Consider the following 17,857-nt stretch of genomic DNA (forward strand, 5'->3'; position numbering starts at 1 on the left):
CGCTCCTACAGGACTTGCATCGCACCTGTAGGAGCGAGCCTGCTCGCGATAGCTATTTCGCTATCCCAACAAATCTGTAGGAGTGAGCTGCTCACCCCGCCACTCAAACCCCACCGGCGCCAGCACCTGATCGATCTGCGACTCGGCCCACAACGCGGCAAAGCTTTTGCCCACACCCGGATGCACCCTGTCCGGTGCAATCAGCGACAACGGCCACAACACAAACGCGTTTTTAAGGATCTCCGCCCGAGGCAGGATCAAGCCATCGAAATTCCCCACCAGATCACCGAACAACAAAACGTCGATATCCAGGGGCAAACCTCGGCGATCCGGTGCATAACGACCGTTATCCGCCTCGATAAACTTCAAGCGACGATCCAACTCCATCAACGGCAAATCGGTGAACGCCGACACCACGAAATTGAAGAATGGCCCACTCTTGATGCCCACCGGCTGGCTCTCGAATACCGCCGAGCAGCGGATATCCACCAGAAACTCAGCCAAGGCATCGAGGCCTGCACGCAAATGGGTTTCACGCTCGATATTGCTACCGAGCCCGAGGTACACCTGAGTCAGCGACATCCGCGCTCTATCTCCACACCCACACCGCCAATGGCCGCCGGGACGGCGCCTGGCTTGGTCAGCTTGAGGCGTACCCAGGTGATCTTGAATTCGCTCATGAGCACTTCAACCAGACGCTCGGCGAAGGTTTCCACCAGCTGGTACTGGGCCTGCTCGGCAAAGACCTGGATACGCGAGGAAACACTGGCGTAGTCAAGCGCCAGGGTCAGGTCATCACCGGCAGCAGCCGGGCGATTATCCCAGGCAAAGCTCAGATCAAGACGCAAGCACTGTCGGATGCCTCGCTCCCAGTCGTAGGCACCAATGACAGTGTCGACTTCCAGGCCCTCGATAAACACTCTGTCCAAGCACTTCTCTCCGCTGCACGACAAGGGCGCAATGCGCCGTTAGAATCAGGGCGTCCTCGCCCGGAATAGTTAGCATGTTTTGGTTACTGGCGATTCTCGCCTACCTGCTCGGCTCGCTGTCCTTCGCCATTTTGCTCAGCCGCCTGACGGGTAACCCCGATCCGCGAATGGGCGGCTCGGGTAATGCCGGCGCCACCAACATGTTGCGCCTTGCCGGTAAAAAACTCGCCATCCTCACCTTGCTCGGCGACCTTTGCAAAGGCCTGTTACCGGTTTTGATTGCGCGTCTTGCCGGCCTTTTACCGCAGGAACAGGCCTGGATCGGCGTCTGCGCCGTGATCGGTCACCTGTACCCCTTGTACTTCCGCTTCCGCGGGGGCAAGGGTGTCGCCACCGCTGCCGGCATGCTGTTGGGACTCTACGCTCCGGCAGCCTTGCTCGCTGTCTGCGCCTGGCTGCTGACGTTCTACCTGACCCGCACCAGCTCGCTGGCGGCACTGATCGCCACGCCGTTGACCCTACCGCTTTTGGCCTGGCAGGAACCGGCCGCCTTGTTGCCGATGAGCGCGCTCACCGGACTGATCGTCTGGCGCCACCGCGGCAATCTACGCGACCTGTTTGCCGGGCGCGAACGGCATTTTTAGATGCCGGACATGAGCGTTACTCATCACAACGCCGTCAATTGCTCCATCGGCCAACGCGCCTGCACGCTGATCGCCAGGCTTTCCTGCTGGCCCGCCTGCAATCGCTGGCATCCGGCAAAGGCAATCATGGCGCCGTTATCGGTGCAGAACTGTGGACGGGCATAAAACACGTCTCCCTTCATGTCGCCGAGCATCTTCTCCAGCGACGTGCGCAATGCCTTGTTGGCACTGACACCACCGGCGATCACCAGACGCTTCATGCCGGCCGCTTTCAGGGCACGCTTGCACTTGATGGTCAAAGTCTCCACCACGGCCTGCTGGAACGCCAGCGCGATGTCGCAACGGGCTTGCTCGCTGTCGTCCCCGGCGCTTACACACTGCTGCCAGGTATTCAGCGCGAAGGTTTTCAGGCCACTGAAGCTGAAATCCAGCCCCGGGCGATCGCACATCGGGCGCGGGAAGGTAAAACGTCCTTCAGTGCCCTTCTCCGCCAGCTTGGCGATTTCCGGTCCGCCCGGATAATTGAGCCCCATCATCTTCGCGGTCTTGTCGAACGCTTCGCCGGCGGCGTCATCGAGTGTCTCGCCGAGCAAGCTGTATTGACCGATGCCATCCACCTGAACCAGCTGTGTGTGACCACCGGACACCAACAAAGCGACGAACGGAAATTCCGGCGGCTGAGCCTCCAGCATTGGTGCCAGCAAGTGACCTTCCATGTGGTGCACACCGAGGGCCGGAATGCCCCAGGCGAAGGCCAGCGCCTGAGCGCAGGAAGCACCGACCAGCAACGCGCCGACCAGGCCGGGACCCGCGGTGTAGGCGATCGCATCGATCTCTGTCGGCACACAGTCAGCTTCGGCCAACACCTGACGAATCAAGGGCAGCATGCGCTTTACGTGATCGCGCGAGGCCAGCTCCGGCACCACACCGCCATAGGCGCGATGCAGGTCGATCTGACTGAACAGCGCGTCGGCCAGCAGGCCACGTTCACTGTCGTAAAGTGCGACGCCGGTTTCGTCGCAGGAGGTTTCTAATCCCAGTACTAGCATGGGTTTGCGCCTTGTTTAGGCTGAATTCGAAGGCGCGCATAATAGTCGCCACGTGATGCCCCGACCAGCGGTTTTCGATCAGAGGCTTTGCATTCCGAGCGTTGAGGGGTTAACATCCGCAACCCTTAAAAACCGACGTCTTCAAGTGCTCTTTTGCCGCGAGGATGTTGACCCCGGTAATGAATGAAGGTAGCTCTGGATGCCAGCCGTCAAAGTAAAAGAGAACGAACCCTTCGACGTAGCTCTGCGTCGTTTCAAGCGCTCCTGCGAAAAAGCCGGTGTACTGGCTGAAGTTCGTAGCCGCGAATTTTACGAGAAGCCAACTTCTGAGCGTAAGCGCAAGGCAGCTGCTGCTGTTAAGCGTCACGCCAAGAAAGTTCAGCGCGAACAGCGCCGCGCCGTTCGTCTGTACTAATACACAGACGATCGTAGCAAGCTTCTGCCAAGCCCGGCCCTCAGCCGGGCTTATGGCATTTGCGTAAAACGCTTGATGCTTCACTGTCAAAGCCGCAGACGCGACCGAGACAAATCTGCTTCACCGCGTCAGACCTGGCTCTTTTGCCAGCGGTGCACGTCTTTTCTGACGAGCCTTTCAAGGCTGCTGACGAGCACACCCACTGATTCCTCTCACGACGATCAGCCCAAGGCACCTGCATGCGTGCCACATGATGAGCTATCCGAGGCCCTGACAGGTCGTAGCCGGATTCAGCGCAACACTTTCAAACGGTCGAATACTGACAAGCATTAACGTCAGTGGATTTTCGGCAGATACACTTCCCGACAATGATCAAGCAGACAACACTGGTCGAGCCGCACATTTTGCGTGCCTCACACAACGACCCGCGTTTGATTGCCCTTCGTTTCGGGCTCCACACAGCGCAGATGACGAGAACGCCATGGCCGGGCTGATTCCCCAGAGCTTCATTGACGACCTTCTGAACCGCACCGACATCGTCGACGTGGTCAGCTCGCGCCTGCAACTGAAAAAAGCCGGCAAGAACCACACCGCCTGCTGCCCGTTCCACAAGGAAAAAACACCGTCCTTCAGCGTCAGCCCGGACAAGCAGTTCTACTACTGCTTCGGCTGCGGCGCCGGCGGTAACGCCCTTGGCTTCATCATGGACCACGACAACCTGGATTTCGTCCAGGCCGTCGAAGAACTGGCCAAAGCCGCAGGCATGGAAATCCCCCGGGAAGAAAGCGGCCGGGCGCACAAACCACGCCAGCCGACCGATTCGCCGTTATACCCGCTGCTCACTGCCGCCGCCGATTTCTATCGCCAGGCCCTGAAAAGCCATCCGTCGCGCAAAGCTGCTGTGGACTATTTGAAAGGCCGCGGGCTGACCGGTGAAATCGCACGCGACTTCGGTCTTGGCTTCGCCCCGCCCGGCTGGGACAACCTGTTCAAGCACTTGAGCAGCGACACCTTGCAGCAAAAGGCGATGATCGATGCCGGCCTGCTGATCGAGAACGCCGAGACCGGCAAGCGTTACGACCGTTTCCGCGACCGCGTGATGTTTCCGATCCGCGACAGCCGCGGGCGCGTCATTGCCTTTGGTGGCCGGGTGCTGGGCGATGACAAACCGAAGTACCTGAACTCACCGGAAACCCCGGTCTTCCATAAAGGCCAGGAACTCTACGGCCTCTACGAAGCCCGCAAGAACAATCGCAACCTCGACGAAATCATCGTCGTCGAGGGCTACATGGACGTCATTGCCCTCGCCCAGCAAGGCCTGCGCAATGCCGTTGCGACGCTCGGCACCGCCACCAGCGAAGAACACCTCAAGCGTCTGTTTCGTGTGGTGCCTAACGTACTGTTCTGTTTCGACGGCGACCAGGCCGGGCGCAACGCCGCGTGGCGCGCACTGGAGGCGACCCTTTCGAGCCTGCAGGATGGCCGCCGTGCACGCTTTCTGTTCCTGCCCGAAGGCGAAGACCCGGACACCCTGGTCCGCTCCGAAGGCACAGACGCCTTCCGCGCCCGCATCAACCAGCACGCACAGCCGCTGGCGGATTACTTCTTCCAGCAATTGACCGAAGAAGCCGATCCGCGCTCACTGGAAGGCAAGGCCCACATGGCCACGCTTGCCGCGCCGTTGATCGACAAAGTGCCCGGTGCCAACCTGCGCATCCTGATGCGTCAGCGCCTGAGTGAAATCACCGGCCTGAGCGGCGAAGCGGTCAGTCAGCTGGCGCAAAGCGCCCCGCCGGAAGCGCCACCGGCCTACGATCCGGGCATCGATTACGACGCGATGCCCGATTACAGCGACTATCATCAGCCGCAGGCACAGGACATGTATGTGCCGCAGCAGGAATGGACGCCGAAGAAGCCCGGTGCAGGAGGCAAGAAATGGGACAAGAAGCCTTGGGACAAGAACGGCAAGCGTGGCGGCGACCGTGATCAACCCCGCGCCCCACGCGTGCCCGCCGCCGTAGAACCGCCGACCCTGGCCGCCTTGCGCACATTGCTGCATCACCCGCAATTGGCCGAGAAGGTCGAGGATGCCGGGCACTTCGCCGCCGAAGACCACACCAATACGCAATTGCTGGTCGCCCTGCTCGAAGCCGTGCAGAAGAATCCCAAGCTAAACTCAATTCAGTTGATCGCGCGTTGGCACGGCACCGAGCAAGGCCGTTTGCTCAAGGCCTTGGCGGAAAAGGAATGGCTGATTGAAGGAGACAACCTTGAACAACAGTTTTTCGACACCATTACTAGCTTGTCAGCCCGCCAACGCGAGCGAAACCTGGAACAACTTCTCAGAAAAGCACGTCAAAGCGAATTGAGTGCCGAAGAGAAAAATCAACTGCGCGACCTTTTAAGTCGCAATGTTTCCGCATCAAACCCGACCTCAACTGGCGCGTGAGGTCATAGCTCAGGTATAATCCTCGGCTTGTTTTTTGCCCGCCAAGACCTTCAGTGGATAGGGTGTTATGTCCGGAAAAGCGCAACAGCAGTCTCGTATCAAAGAGTTGATCACACTTGGTCGTGAGCAGGGCTACCTGACTTACGCGGAGGTCAACGACCACCTGCCGGAGGATATTTCAGATCCGGAACAGGTGGAAGACATCATCCGCATGATCAATGACATGGGGATCAACGTATTCGAGGTTGCGCCAGATAAGGATTCCCTTATGCTGGCCGACGCCGATACCGACGAAGCCGCGGCCGAAGAGGCAGCTGCTGCGTTGGCTGCGGTCGAGACCGACATTGGTCGTACTACCGACCCGGTGCGCATGTACATGCGCGAAATGGGTACGGTGGAACTCCTCACGCGTGAAGGCGAAATCGAAATCGCCAAGCGTATTGAAGAGGGCATCCGTGAAGTGATGAGCGCAATCGCGCACTTCCCTGGCACGGTTGATCATATTCTCTCCGAATACACCCGCGTCACCACCGAAGGTGGTCGCCTGTCCGACGTTCTGAGCGGTTATATCGACCCGGACGACGGCATTGCGCCGCCAGCGGCAGAAGTGCCGCCGCCGATCGACGCAAAAACCGTGAAAGCGGATGACGCCGACGACGACGAAGACGGTGAAGCTTCGGATGACGAAGAAGAAGCCGAAAGCGGTCCGGACCCGATCATTGCCGCACAGCGCTTTGGCGCCGTGGCTGATCAGATGGAAATCACCCGCAAGGCCCTGAAAAAGCACGGTCGCCACAACAAGGCAGCGGTTGCCGAGCTGTTGGCCCTGGCTGACCTGTTCATGCCGATCAAACTGGTGCCGAAGCAATTCGAAGCCCTGGTTGAGCGTGTGCGCAGTGCCCTGGACCGTCTGCGTCAGCAAGAACGCGCGATCATGCAACTGTGCGTTCGTGATGCACGCATGCCGCGTGCCGACTTCCTGCGCCAGTTCCCGGGCAACGAAATCGACGAAAGCTGGAGCGAAGGCCTGGCCAAAGGCAAAAGCAAATACGCTGAAGCCATTGGTCGCCTGCAGCCGGACATCATCCGTTGCCAGCAAAAGCTGACCGCACTGGAAACCGAAACCGGTTTGACCATTGCAGAAATCAAGGACATCAACCGTCGCATGTCGATCGGTGAGGCCAAGGCCCGCCGTGCGAAGAAAGAGATGGTTGAAGCGAACTTGCGTCTGGTGATCTCGATCGCCAAGAAGTACACCAACCGCGGCCTGCAATTCCTCGACCTGATCCAGGAAGGCAACATCGGCTTGATGAAAGCGGTAGACAAGTTCGAATACCGTCGCGGCTACAAGTTCTCGACTTATGCCACCTGGTGGATCCGTCAGGCGATCACTCGCTCGATCGCCGACCAGGCCCGCACCATCCGTATTCCGGTGCACATGATCGAGACGATCAACAAGCTCAACCGTATTTCCCGGCAGATGTTGCAGGAAATGGGTCGCGAACCGACCCCCGAAGAGCTGGGCGAACGCATGGAAATGCCTGAGGACAAGATCCGCAAGGTATTGAAGATCGCTAAAGAGCCGATCTCCATGGAAACCCCGATCGGTGATGACGAAGACTCCCATCTGGGTGACTTCATCGAAGACTCGACCATGCAGTCGCCAATCGATGTCGCCACCGTTGAGAGCCTGAAAGAAGCGACTCGCGAAGTACTGTCCGGCCTCACTGCCCGTGAAGCCAAGGTCCTGCGCATGCGTTTCGGCATCGACATGAATACCGACCACACGCTTGAAGAGGTGGGTAAGCAGTTCGACGTAACCCGTGAGCGGATTCGTCAGATCGAAGCCAAGGCGTTGCGCAAGCTGCGCCACCCGACGCGAAGCGAGCATCTGCGCTCCTTCCTCGACGAGTAATACCAGAACCCCCGGCCCAGGCCGGGGGTTTTGTTTCATAAACATTAAATCCCTCGCATCACTCCTTCCGTCGTATAGCCCGTCTACACTCGAAACATTCCCCCGAGCCATAACGAGACCGTTATGCCCAGACTGCCGACCGTGCTTTTTTTGCTGTCGCTGATGACCTGGACCGCAACGGCTGGCGCGCTGACTCTGACTGATGATGAACGTAGCTGGCTGACGGCACACCCCGACTTGCGCCTGGGTGTGGATGCCTCATGGCCGCCCTTCGAGTTTCGTGACGAAGAGGGCACCTACCAGGGCCTGGCGGCTGACTACATCAACCTGGTACGCCAGCGTCTGAACATCAAGCTCACGCCCATTGAGCCGGTGAGCTGGACCGCCGTGCTCGAACAAGCCAAACAAGGCAAACTGGATTTGCTGCCCGGTGTCATGTCGACCCCGGAGCGCCAGCAGTTCCTGTCATTTACCCGCCCATACCTGGACTTCCCGATCGTCATCCTGGCTCACGTGGGCGGCAAACAGCCACGCAAGATCGAAGACCTGTACGGCTTGAAGATCGCAGTGGTGGAAAACTACGCCCCGCACGAACTGCTGCGCATTCACAATCCTGACCTGAATCTGGTGGCGATGCCCAATGTCAGTTCAGCGTTGCAGGCGCTGGCCACTGACGAGGTGGATGCCGTGGTCGGCGATCTGGCCTCCAGCGTCTGGAGTCTGCGTCAACTCAAGCTCGAAGGGCTGTATGTCAGCGGCGAAACGCCCTATCGCTACCAACTTGCCATGGGCGTACCGAAAGACGACAAAGTGCTGATCGGCATTCTCGATAAAGTGCTGGCAGACATGAGCCCCGCCGAGATCAGTGCCATTCAGGAACACTGGGTCGGCAACGTCCTTGATCATCGTACGCTCTGGAACGACGTGCTGATCTATGGCTTGCCAGGCTTGCTGCTGCTGACCATCGTGCTGGGTGTGGTCATCCGCATCAACCGCCGGCTGAGTTCAGAGATCGCCCGGCGCATCGACCTTGAGCAGGAGCTGCGCAGCAGCGAGTACCACTACCGCGGTCTGGTGGAGAGCCTGTCGGCCATCGCCTGGGAAGCCAAGGTCAACGATTTCACCTACAGCTACGTCTCGCCCCATGCCGAAGACCTGCTGGGTTATCCCCTGTCCCATTGGCTGATCCCGGGCTTCTGGCGCAACATCATTCACCCCGCCGACCTGACCCGGGCGCAGACCTACTGCGATCACGAAGTGCTGGCCGGGCGCGATCATCGCCTCGATTACCGGGTGATTACCGCCGACGGCCGCTGCCTGTGGGTGCGTGACATTGTCAGCCTGATCGAACACGGTCATGAGCCGATCATGCGCGGGCTGATGATCGACATTACCGATGCCAAGCGCACGGAAGAGGCCTTGCGCCTGTCCGAGCAGAAATTCGCCTCGGTGTTCCAGCAATGTCCGGACATCCTGGTGATCGCGCGGCTTTCCGACGGCTGCCTGCTGGAAGTGAACGAAGCCTTCGAAGAGCAGATCGGCCTCAAGGCCGAAGACGTCATTGGCCAAACCGCCACCGACCTCAATATCTGGGGCATCCCGGGGGTGGGACCGGGTTTGTTGCAGCGCTTGCAGGCCGGCAGCATCCGTAACCTGGAGATGCCCTTTCGCCGCAGCAACGGCCAGGTGTTCACCGGCCTGATTTCCGCCGAGCCCTTCGACCTGGACATGACGCCGGCTCTGGTGGTCGTGGTGCGTGATATCACCCAGCTCAAGGAAACCCAGCAACAACTGCAAACCTCCGAAGAGAAATTCGCCAAGGCCTTCCACGCCTCGCCTGACGGCTTGCTGCTGTCCCGACAAAGCGATGGCCTGCTGATCGAAGTCAACGAAGGCTTCAGCCGCATCACCGGGTTCAACAGTGCGATGTCGGTGGATCGTTCGGCGCTGGACCTGGGGATCTGGGTCAACCTCAACGAACGCAAGCAGATGCTCGACCTGCTGCACCGCGACGGCTTCGTCCGCGACTTCAGCTGCCACATTCGCCGCAGTGACGGGCAGATTCGCCTGTGCGAAGTATCGACGCGTCCGCTGCCGATCGGCGACGAAGACTGCATGCTGACCATCGCCCGGGACATCACCGAACGCCACCTGATGCAGGAAAAACTGCAACAGGCCGCTACCGTGTTCGAAAGCACCGCCGAAGGCGTGTTGATCACCGATACCCAACAACACATCAGCGCGGTCAACCGCGCGTTCACGGAAATCACCGGCTACAGCGAAAGCGAAGCCCTCGGTCACACGCCGCGCCTGCTCGCTTCCGGCCTGCACGACAGCGCCTTCTACGCCGCCATGTGGCATCAACTGACAGCCGAGGGGCACTGGCAGGGCGAGATCTCCAACCGCCGCAAAAACGGCGAGCTTTATCCCAGCTGGCTGACCATCAGCGCCGTGCGCAACCGCGACAAATTCATCACCCACTTTGTTGCGGTGTTTGCCGACATCTCCAGCCTCAAACATGCCCAGGCCAAGCTCGACTACCAGGCCCACCACGATCCACTGACCGGCCTGCCGAACCGCACCCTGTTCGAAAGCCGCCTCCTGACGGCTCTCAACAGCCAGCAGGAACATGGCGGCCAAGGCGCCGTGCTGTTTCTCGACCTCGACCGCTTCAAGCACATCAACGACAGCCTCGGCCACCCGGTCGGCGACCTGCTGCTCAAAGGCATTGCGGTGCGTCTCAAGGAGCAACTGCGTGATATCGACACCGTCGCGCGTCTGGGTGGTGACGAGTTCATCATCCTCCTGCCTGGCCTGCAGCAGTCCAGTGATGCCGACCACATCGCCAGCAAGCTGCTCAACTGTTTCGGCGCGCCGTTCCAGGCTGGCGAGCATGAGTTCTTCATTAGCGCGAGCATCGGCACCAGCCTCTATCCCAAGGATGGCAGCGACGTCGCCACCCTGATCAAGAACGCCGACGCCGCGATGTACCGCTCCAAGGCCAAGGGCCGCAACCGCGTGGAAAGCTACACCCGCGACCTCACCGCCCAGGCCAGCGAACGCGTGGCCCTTGAGCACGAACTGCGTCGCGCCATCGAGCGCAACGAACTGCATTTGTATTACCAGCCGAAAATCAGTCTCGAGGACTACAGCCTGGTCGGCGCCGAAGCCCTGATCCGCTGGCGTCACCCGACCTTTGGCGACGTGCCGCCGGAACACTTCATCCCGCTGGCCGAAGAAAACGGCATGATCCTGCAAATCGGCGACTGGGTCCTGGAGACCGCCTGCCGCCAGATGTTCGAGTGGAACCAGCTGTACGAAGGCCTCGGCCCGCTGTCGGTCAACCTCGCCGGCGCACAACTGCGCCAGCCGAACCTGCTCGGACGCATCGAACAACTGCTCAAGGACAACCGCCTCAACCCCGGCTTCCTGCAACTGGAAATCACCGAAAACTTCATCATGAGCCAGGCCGAAGAAGCGCTGGCAGTGCTGCACCAACTCAAGCAACTGGGCGTGCAACTGGCCATCGACGACTTCGGCACCGGTTACTCGTCCCTGAGCTACCTCAAGCGCCTGCCACTGGACATCCTCAAGATCGACCAGTCTTTCGTCCGCGGCCTGCCCGACGACCCTCACGATGCCGCGATCGTGCGCGCCATCATCGCGCTGGGGCGCAGCATGCAATTCACCGTGATTGCCGAAGGCGTCGAGACCCAGGCGCAGCAGCAATTCCTCGCATACGAGGGTTGTGAACAAATCCAGGGCTACATCGTCAGCCTGCCCCTGCCCCCCGACGAATTCGCCGCGACGTTTCTTCGTACAACGCTAAAGGCTTTTTCGGATGGCACAGCTGCGAAACCGTCGTTATAATCCGCGACCTACTGAGGGCCTATAGCTCAGTTGGTTAGAGCAGAGGACTCATAATCCTTTGGTCCACGGTTCAAGTCCGTGTGGGCCCACCAAACAAGAAAGCCGCGCAATGCGCGGCTTTTTCGTGTCTGGTGCTTGCCTGCCTTTAGTCAAAGTGCGGCTTTATCGAATAACGCACTCCCCAACCGCTCCAGCACCGGTCCGGTCAACACGCCCTCATAAGTATCCGCCGGCCGCCCCCACTGCTCCACAAGGGCCATGGCAGCGACCAGCATCCCGGCCAACTCGGCAATGGTTTCAGCCTGCTCCTCAATGATTGCCTGAGCTTGATTCCAGGCTTGATCGGAGATGGTTTTCAGTTGCGCCGCGATGCGCTCGGTCGCCGTCGGATCGGTATCGGGGTAGGCCATGTTGCGCAGTAAGTGCTGCAGCTCGCGGATCTTGGAGAAGTCCTGCTCTGCCCCACCGCCACCTTTGAGAATGGCGGTGGCTTTAGCCTTGTCGACGGCATGTTTACAGGTCAGCGACTGGGCCATGGCGCCCGCCATGAGGATCATCACCCGAGATTGCAGGTATTCCTGTATGGCGTGCATGGAAGTGATGGGCTGCGCCAGGCTGATGGATGCGCCGCCTTGATGGCGCAGATCCATGGTCACGGTCAGGTGCACGCTTCCCGTTGCAAACCCCAGGGCGCGGGCCATGACGTAGTGGCCCATTTCGTGATGGGCGATTTGCAGGGCGCGGTCCCGCACGGCGGGAGGAAGTTTTCTGGTCATGTCCTTGAACTCGCAGGTTCGACTGCTTCCATCCTAGCCGATTGCACGTGCATGCCTACGGCCACAAGCGTCTTGCCAAACGAGCCTGTAACATGCCGGACCATTGATCCACGCCTTTGGAGCCTGCCCTTTGTCCGATACCCGCCCGCCAGTTCTCGACGAAATCGACCGCCAGTTGATCGCGGCCCTGCAAATCAATGCTCGCGAAAGTGTGGCCATGCTCGCCCGGCAATTGGGCATCGCGCGCACGACGGTGACGTCGCGACTGGCGCGTTTGGAGAAGGCCAAGGTGATCACCGGCTACGGCGTACGTCTGGGTCAGCGAGTGGTGGATGGCGGCTTGCAGGCGTATGTGGGCATTACCGTGCAGCCGCGTTCGGGCAAGGAAGTATTGCGACGTTTGAGCGCCATGGCGCAGGTGCAGCAGCTGTGTGCGGTGAGTGGCGAGTTTGACTACGTGGCGTGGTTGCGCACCGATTCGCCGGAGCAACTGGATCAGCTGCTGGATCAGATTGGCAGTGTGGATGGCGTGGAGAAGACCACGACTTCGATCATCCTGAGCAGTAAGATTGATCGGGGGCAGCCGGTTTGACATGCCAGCTCGGGTTTCAGGGGTGCCTGAGCTGACGCCATCGCGAGCAAGCTCGCTCCTACAAGGGATATCATTGTCACTTTGATTTACTACTTCGTCATAACGACCAATAAAATGGCATAACGACGACACTTTGCGTCTTATTAACGTGTTCTGTGCTCTCTAGAATGGCTGGCATCTTTTCCTATACTCAGATGCGCATTCCGCGTCGGGTCGCCAGCAAGGTCAGCCATGAACAAGAACAATCGCCATCCTGCAGACGGTAAGAAACCAGTCACCATTTTCGGCCCGGACTTTCCTTTCGCTTTCGACGACTGGATCGAACACCCGGCCGGTCTGGGCAGCATTCCCGCGCACAACCACGGTGCCGAAGTGGCGATTGTCGGCGCCGGTATCGCAGGGCTGGTGGCCGCGTATGAATTGATGAAGCTGGGCCTCAAACCTGTGGTGTATGAGGCGTCGAAAATGGGTGGCCGCCTGCGTTCCCAGGCGTTCAACGGTGCCGAGGGCATTGTCGCCGAGTTGGGTGGCATGCGCTTCCCGGTGTCGTCCACTGCGTTCTATCACTACGTCGACAAGCTCGGCCTTGAGACCAAGCCTTTCCCGAACCCGCTGACACCTGCCTCGGGCAGCACCGTGATCGACCTGGAAGGTAAAACCCATTACGCACAGAAACTGGCGGATCTTCCTGCGCTGTTCCAGGAAGTGGCTGACGCCTGGGCCGATGCCCTGGAAGCCGGTTCGCAGTTCTCCGACATCCAGCAAGCCATCCGCGATCGGGACGTGCCGCGCCTGAAAGAACTTTGGAACACCCTCGTGCCACTGTGGGACGACCGCACTTTCTACGATTTTGTCGCCACCTCCAAGGCATTCGCCAAGCTGTCGTTCCATCACCGCGAAGTGTTCGGTCAGGTCGGCTTTGGCACCGGCGGCTGGGACTCGGACTTCCCCAACTCGATGCTGGAAATCTTCCGCGTAGTGATGACCAACTGCGACGATCACCAGCACCTTGTGGTCGGCGGCGTCGAACAGGTGCCGCAAGGCATCTGGCGCCATGTGCCGGAGCGCTGCGTGCACTGGCCTGAAGGCACCAGCCTCAGCTCCCTGCACAACGGCGCGCCGCGCACCGGGGTGAAGAAGATTGCCCACGCACCGGGCGGTCGTTTCGCCGTCACCGACAACTGGGGCGACACCCGTGAATACGCCGCGGTATTGACCACCTGCCAGAGCTGGCTGCTGACCACCCAGATCGAATGCGACGAAAGCCTGTTCTCGCAAAAGATGTGGATGGCCCTGGACCGCACGCGCTACATGCAGTCGTCGAAAACCTTCGTGATGGTCGACCGGCCGTTCTGGAAGGACAAGGACCCGGAGACCGGCCGCGACCTGATGAGCATGACCCTCACCGATCGCCTGACCCGTGGTACCTATCTGTTCGACAACGGCGACGACAAGCCTGGCGTGATTTGCCTGTCGTACTCATGGATGAGCGACGCGCTGAAAATGCTCCCGCACCCGGTGGAAAAGCGCGTGAAGCTGGCACTGGATGCATTGAAAAAGATCTACCCGAAAGTCGACATCGCGGCGCGCATTATCGGCGATCCGATCACCGTTTCCTGGGAAGCCGACCCGCATTTCCTTGGAGCCTTCAAAGGTGCGTTGCCGGGTCACTACCGCTACAACCAGCGCATGTATGCGCACTTCATGCAGGACGACATGCCGGCTGAGCAACGCGGAATTTTCATCGCGGGTGACGATGTGTCGTGGACGCCGGCCTGGGTGGAAGGTGCGGTGCAAACCTCGCTCAATGCGGTATGGGGGATCATGAAACACTTCGGCGGTGAAACTCACGCCGAAAACCCGGGTCCAGGAGATGTGTTCAACGAGATTGGACCGATCGCCCTGCCCGAGTAAGAGGAATCCGAAATGCGCGTAGCCCTTTACCAATGTCCACCGCTGCCCCTGGATGTCGCCGGTAACCTGCAACGCCTGCATCAGCTGGCACTGGAAGCCAAAGGCGCCGACTTGCTGGTGGTGCCGGAGATGTTCCTGACCGGCTACAACATCGGCGTCGATGCCGTCAGCGTGCTGGCGGAGGTGCACAACGGTGAGTCCGCGCAGCAGATCGCACGCATCGCTAAAACCGCCGGAATCGCCATTTTGTACGGTTATCCCGAACGCACCGCCGACGGGCAGATCTACAACGCCGTGCAATTGATCGACGCCAATGGCGAGCGCCTGTGCAATTACCGCAAGACGCACTTGTACGGTGACCTGGACAACTCGATGTTCAGCGCAGGGGCGGACCAGTTTCCCATCGTCGAGCTCAACGGCTGGAAGCTCGGTTTCCTGATCTGCTATGACGTGGAATTCCCGGAGAACGCCCGGCGTCTGGCCCTGGCCGGTGCCGAGCTGATCCTGGTGCCGACCGCCAACATGATTCCTTACGACTTCATCGCTGACGTCACCGTGCGCGCCCGAGCTTTCGAGAACCAGTGCTACGTGGCCTACGCCAACTATTGCGGCAGCGAGGGTGATATCCACTACTGCGGCCAGAGCAGCATCGCCGCGCCGGATGGCAACCGCGTCGCCCAGGCCGGGCTGGATGAAGCGCTGATAGTCGGCGAACTGGACCGGCAGTTGATGCTCGACTCCCGCGCCGCCAACCGCTACTTCCTCGACCGCCGTCCCGAGCTTTACGGCGAGCTGAACAAGCCCTAATCCGCTAGCATGGGCACTTCACTGTTCTGGAAGTGCCCATGCCCGCGCTGAATCATCCCCGCCCCCTCACTGAAACCCTTGCCAACGGTCTGCGGGTGACGCTGCGTCATGCGCCGAATCTGAAACGCTGTGCAGCCGCATTGCGCGTGGCCGTGGGCAGCCATGATGTGCCGCTGGCCTGGCCGGGGCTGGCGCACTTCCTTGAGCACCTGCTGTTTCTCGGCACCGAGCGTTTTCCTGACAGCGAAGGGTTGATGGCCTACGTGCAACGGCACGGCGGCCAGCTGAATGCGCGCACCAGCGAGCGCACCACGGCTTACTTTTTCGAGTTGCCCGCCCAGGCGTTTGCCGGTGGCCTGCAGCGTCTGTCAGACATGCTCGCTCACCCGCGTATGAATACCGACGATCAGTTGCGGGAACGGGAAGTGCTGCAGGCGGAATTTGTTGCCTGGTCTCAGGATGCCCAGGCACAACAGCAGCAGACATTGTTCAATGGGCTCTCGGACGCGCATTCGCTGCGTGGTTTTCATGCCGGTAACCGCGACAGCCTGCCGGTGGAGCAGGTTGAATTTCAGCAGGCCTTGCGCGATTTTTATCAGCGCTTCTATCAGACCGGGCAGATGACCCTGAGCCTGGTGGGTCCGCAGAGTATCGACGAGCTGAGGACTCTGGCTGAAACCTTTGCCGGTGCCATCGCCGAGGGTGAAGTGGTGCCACAGCAAGCGCCGACGCCGCTGATGAATACGCCGCAGAAAAGTTATCAACAGGCTGGCGAGCGTCGCCTGGGCCTGCTGTTTGCCCTGGAGGACCTGCTCGAATCCTCCACCGAGGCGCTGGCGTTTCTGTGCCACTGGCTCAACTCAGCGAAGCCCGGAAGCTTGCTGGCCGATTTGCGCGAGCAGGGCCTGGCGGACAACCTCAAGGCGCAACCGCTGTATCAATTCGCCGGGCAAGCCTTGTTGCACCTGGAATTCACTCTGCCGGCCAACCCTGCGTCCACCGGCATCGCTGAACGTCTCGCGGACTGGCTCGGGTTCTTCGCCCAGCAAGACTGGAAGCGGTTGCGCGAAGAATACGCCACCCTGCTGCAGCGCCAGCAACACGTCAGCGGCGCGCTGCAACTGGCTCGGCTGGACAGCGAGCAACGTGAAAACGGGTTGTCCGAACAGGGCGTTATCGCCTTGAAGCACATCTTCACGCAGATAGGCGCTGTGGATAACTTCACCGGCACCTGGCAATTGCCCTCGCCCAATCCGTTCTTGCGCACCGAAGCATCTGCCGCCAATGCCGGGTTGATTCGTGGACAGACCAGCGCCCACCGAGGTCTGCGTACGTTTGCCCAGGACCGTTCGCGCAGCCGTCGTGAACGGTCGCCCATGCAGTTCAGCCAGGCGTTACCGGACACTGCCGATGAAGGTGCGGTATATGTGCGTTGGCGCCTGGCATTCGCGCCCGGCGCTCACCTGCAAGCCGCACTGGAACACAGCCTTCAACCGCTGCGTGAAGACGCGCTTCAGGCCGGTGTGGAAATGGCCTTCAGTGCCTCGGCCAATGAATGGCTGCTGACGCTGACCGGCTTGCAGGAACCGATGCCGCGTGTTCTCGAACATGCCCTGAAAGCGCTGACTACTGTGGACAGCACTTTCCTACAGGCACCCGCGACCGCTCCTGCACTGATACCGATTCGCCAACTGCTCAAGGTGCTGCCCGACCGTTGCATAGAGAACGCGGCTGAATCGGAGGATCTGCAACAACTGTGGTCGACTGCGCACTGGTCAGGTCTCGCCGTCGGTTTCTCCACCCAGACCCAAGCGGCCATGGGACTGGCATTGAGCCGCATTCCGGGAACGGCGCAAACGGACCCAGCGCCTGTCACGTCGATCCCCTCGCAACACTGGTGGACTCATATCGACACCGGCGCCAGCGAACACGCTTTGCTACTGTTCTGTCCCGCGCCTGGCCCGGAACTGGCCGACGAAGCCGCATGGCGTCTACTCGCCCATGTCTGCCAGACGCCGTTCTACCAACGTCTGCGCGTCGAGCTGCAACTCGGTTACGCCGTGTTCAGCGGCTTGCGGCAGATGCACGGGCAAACCGGTCTGCTGTTCGGCGTGCAGTCACCGTCGACCGAGCCGAAGGCGCTGCTGCAACACATTGAACAGTTCCTGCATGCGTTGCCCGACCTGATCAACGCCATGGACGACAGCACTTTCAATGGCCGACGCCAGGCACTGGCCGAGCAGTTTTCCCCAGCAACGTTATCTACGACTCAGGCCGCCGAGTTGCTTTGGCAGAGCACACTGGCCAGCCGCCCGTCGGATTACTTGACACAATTACCCACGGAAATTCTGCGAATCGAGCGCGCCGCGCTGTTAGATTCGCTCGAGCGCCTGACCAGGGCCGATGGCGGCTGGCGCTGCCTGGCCAGTTCCGCCAATCCGGGGATGCCTTGGCAGGCGAGCCGGTGATCGTTACCGGAGCGGTAATGAGCTTTCTC

At 60.2% G+C, this 17,857-nt stretch carries 13 protein-coding genes and 1 tRNA gene; 10 read left to right on the forward strand and 4 right to left on the reverse strand.

The window, feature by feature from the left end; translation table 11 throughout:
* Positions 1–60 precede the first annotated feature (60 nt).
* Together folK and folB are read right to left on the reverse strand one after the other, a co-directional pair.
* Positions 61–582 carry a 2-amino-4-hydroxy-6-hydroxymethyldihydropteridine diphosphokinase gene (folK, locus tag EIY72_RS04620; protein WP_093229540.1) on the reverse strand — a complete coding sequence of 174 codons (522 nt, stop codon included), beginning with the start codon at positions 580–582 and terminating at the stop codon, positions 61–63.
* On the reverse strand, positions 573–929 hold the full coding sequence (gene folB / locus EIY72_RS04625) for a dihydroneopterin aldolase (RefSeq protein WP_093229536.1): 357 nt from the start codon (positions 927–929) through the stop codon (positions 573–575). The genes folK and folB overlap by 10 nt, the downstream gene beginning before the upstream one ends.
* 74 nt (positions 930–1,003) lie before the next feature.
* Here folB and plsY point away from each other — a divergent pair, with 74 nt between their 5' ends.
* A complete protein-coding gene (gene plsY, locus EIY72_RS04630) occupies positions 1,004–1,573 on the forward strand; it encodes a glycerol-3-phosphate 1-O-acyltransferase PlsY (RefSeq protein ID WP_093229532.1) in 570 nt (189 codons plus the stop codon).
* Between the two features lie 23 nt (positions 1,574–1,596).
* On the opposite strand, the gene tsaD is transcribed toward plsY, so the two are convergent.
* Entirely contained in the window at positions 1,597–2,622 is a 1,026-nt protein-coding gene (gene tsaD, locus EIY72_RS04635; protein ID WP_093229529.1) for a tRNA (adenosine(37)-N6)-threonylcarbamoyltransferase complex transferase subunit TsaD, read from the reverse strand.
* A gap of 199 nt (positions 2,623–2,821) precedes the next feature.
* Here tsaD and rpsU point away from each other — a divergent pair, with 199 nt between their 5' ends.
* The 5 genes from rpsU (at position 2,822) to EIY72_RS04660 (ending at position 11,363) form a co-directional block, all read left to right on the forward strand.
* Positions 2,822–3,037 (forward strand): 30S ribosomal protein S21, encoded by a 216-nt coding sequence (rpsU, locus tag EIY72_RS04640; RefSeq protein WP_002551877.1) that lies wholly within the window; start codon positions 2,822–2,824, stop codon positions 3,035–3,037.
* Between the two features lie 481 nt (positions 3,038–3,518).
* Positions 3,519–5,486: a DNA primase gene (dnaG, locus tag EIY72_RS04645; RefSeq protein WP_093229526.1), complete on the forward strand. Its 1,968-nt coding sequence runs from the start codon at positions 3,519–3,521 to the stop codon at positions 5,484–5,486.
* Positions 5,487–5,553: 67 nt separating this feature from the next.
* Positions 5,554–7,401 (forward strand): RNA polymerase sigma factor RpoD, encoded by a 1,848-nt coding sequence (rpoD, locus tag EIY72_RS04650; protein ID WP_093229523.1) that lies wholly within the window; start codon positions 5,554–5,556, stop codon positions 7,399–7,401.
* Between the two features lie 123 nt (positions 7,402–7,524).
* The gene (locus EIY72_RS04655; protein ID WP_093229520.1) at positions 7,525–11,271 is read left to right on the forward strand and encodes a bifunctional diguanylate cyclase/phosphodiesterase; all 3,747 of its coding nucleotides are present in this window, start codon (positions 7,525–7,527) and stop codon (positions 11,269–11,271) included.
* Between the two features lie 15 nt (positions 11,272–11,286).
* A tRNA-Ile gene (locus tag EIY72_RS04660) sits at positions 11,287–11,363 on the forward strand.
* 57 nt (positions 11,364–11,420) lie between these two features.
* Here the strand turns inward: EIY72_RS04660 and EIY72_RS04665 are convergent.
* Positions 11,421–12,047, reverse strand: coding sequence for a peptidase M41 (locus tag EIY72_RS04665; RefSeq protein WP_093229517.1), 627 nt, complete (start codon positions 12,045–12,047; stop codon positions 11,421–11,423).
* A gap of 130 nt (positions 12,048–12,177) precedes the next feature.
* Here EIY72_RS04665 and EIY72_RS04670 point away from each other — a divergent pair, with 130 nt between their 5' ends.
* From EIY72_RS04670 to pqqF, 4 genes are all read left to right on the forward strand, one after another.
* On the forward strand, positions 12,178–12,639 hold the full coding sequence (locus EIY72_RS04670) for an Lrp/AsnC family transcriptional regulator (RefSeq protein ID WP_093229514.1): 462 nt from the start codon (positions 12,178–12,180) through the stop codon (positions 12,637–12,639).
* A 231-nt stretch (positions 12,640–12,870) separates the two neighbouring features.
* Positions 12,871–14,553 carry a flavin monoamine oxidase family protein gene (locus EIY72_RS04675; RefSeq protein WP_093229511.1) on the forward strand — a complete coding sequence of 561 codons (1,683 nt, stop codon included), beginning with the start codon at positions 12,871–12,873 and terminating at the stop codon, positions 14,551–14,553.
* Between the two features lie 12 nt (positions 14,554–14,565).
* Positions 14,566–15,360: a carbon-nitrogen hydrolase family protein gene (locus EIY72_RS04680; RefSeq protein WP_093229508.1), complete on the forward strand. Its 795-nt coding sequence runs from the start codon at positions 14,566–14,568 to the stop codon at positions 15,358–15,360.
* Positions 15,361–15,398: 38 nt separating this feature from the next.
* Entirely contained in the window at positions 15,399–17,828 is a 2,430-nt protein-coding gene (gene pqqF / locus EIY72_RS04685; protein ID WP_093229505.1) for a pyrroloquinoline quinone biosynthesis protein PqqF, read from the forward strand.
* Positions 17,829–17,857 lie beyond the last annotated feature (29 nt).

The organism is Pseudomonas vancouverensis, from assembly GCF_004348895.1.
Lineage (GTDB): Bacteria > Pseudomonadota > Gammaproteobacteria > Pseudomonadales > Pseudomonadaceae > Aquipseudomonas > Aquipseudomonas vancouverensis.

Bases quoted from the DNA above. Each gene is read 5' to 3' on its own strand.
- folK (WP_093229540.1), bottom strand. From the start codon at position 582: ATGTCGCTGACTCAGGTGTACCTCGGGCTCGGTAGCAATATCGAGCGT.
- plsY (WP_093229532.1), top strand. From the start codon at position 1,004: ATGTTTTGGTTACTGGCGATTCTCGCCTACCTGCTCGGCTCGCTGTCC.
- tsaD (WP_093229529.1), bottom strand. From the start codon at position 2,622: ATGCTAGTACTGGGATTAGAAACCTCCTGCGACGAAACCGGCGTCGCA.
- rpsU (WP_002551877.1), top strand. From the start codon at position 2,822: ATGCCAGCCGTCAAAGTAAAAGAGAACGAACCCTTCGACGTAGCTCTG.
- dnaG (WP_093229526.1), top strand. From the start codon at position 3,519: ATGGCCGGGCTGATTCCCCAGAGCTTCATTGACGACCTTCTGAACCGC.
- rpoD (WP_093229523.1), top strand. From the start codon at position 5,554: ATGTCCGGAAAAGCGCAACAGCAGTCTCGTATCAAAGAGTTGATCACA.
- EIY72_RS04655 (WP_093229520.1), top strand. From the start codon at position 7,525: ATGCCCAGACTGCCGACCGTGCTTTTTTTGCTGTCGCTGATGACCTGG.
- EIY72_RS04665 (WP_093229517.1), bottom strand. From the start codon at position 12,047: ATGACCAGAAAACTTCCTCCCGCCGTGCGGGACCGCGCCCTGCAAATC.
- EIY72_RS04675 (WP_093229511.1), top strand. From the start codon at position 12,871: ATGAACAAGAACAATCGCCATCCTGCAGACGGTAAGAAACCAGTCACC.
- EIY72_RS04680 (WP_093229508.1), top strand. From the start codon at position 14,566: ATGCGCGTAGCCCTTTACCAATGTCCACCGCTGCCCCTGGATGTCGCC.
- pqqF (WP_093229505.1), top strand. From the start codon at position 15,399: ATGCCCGCGCTGAATCATCCCCGCCCCCTCACTGAAACCCTTGCCAAC.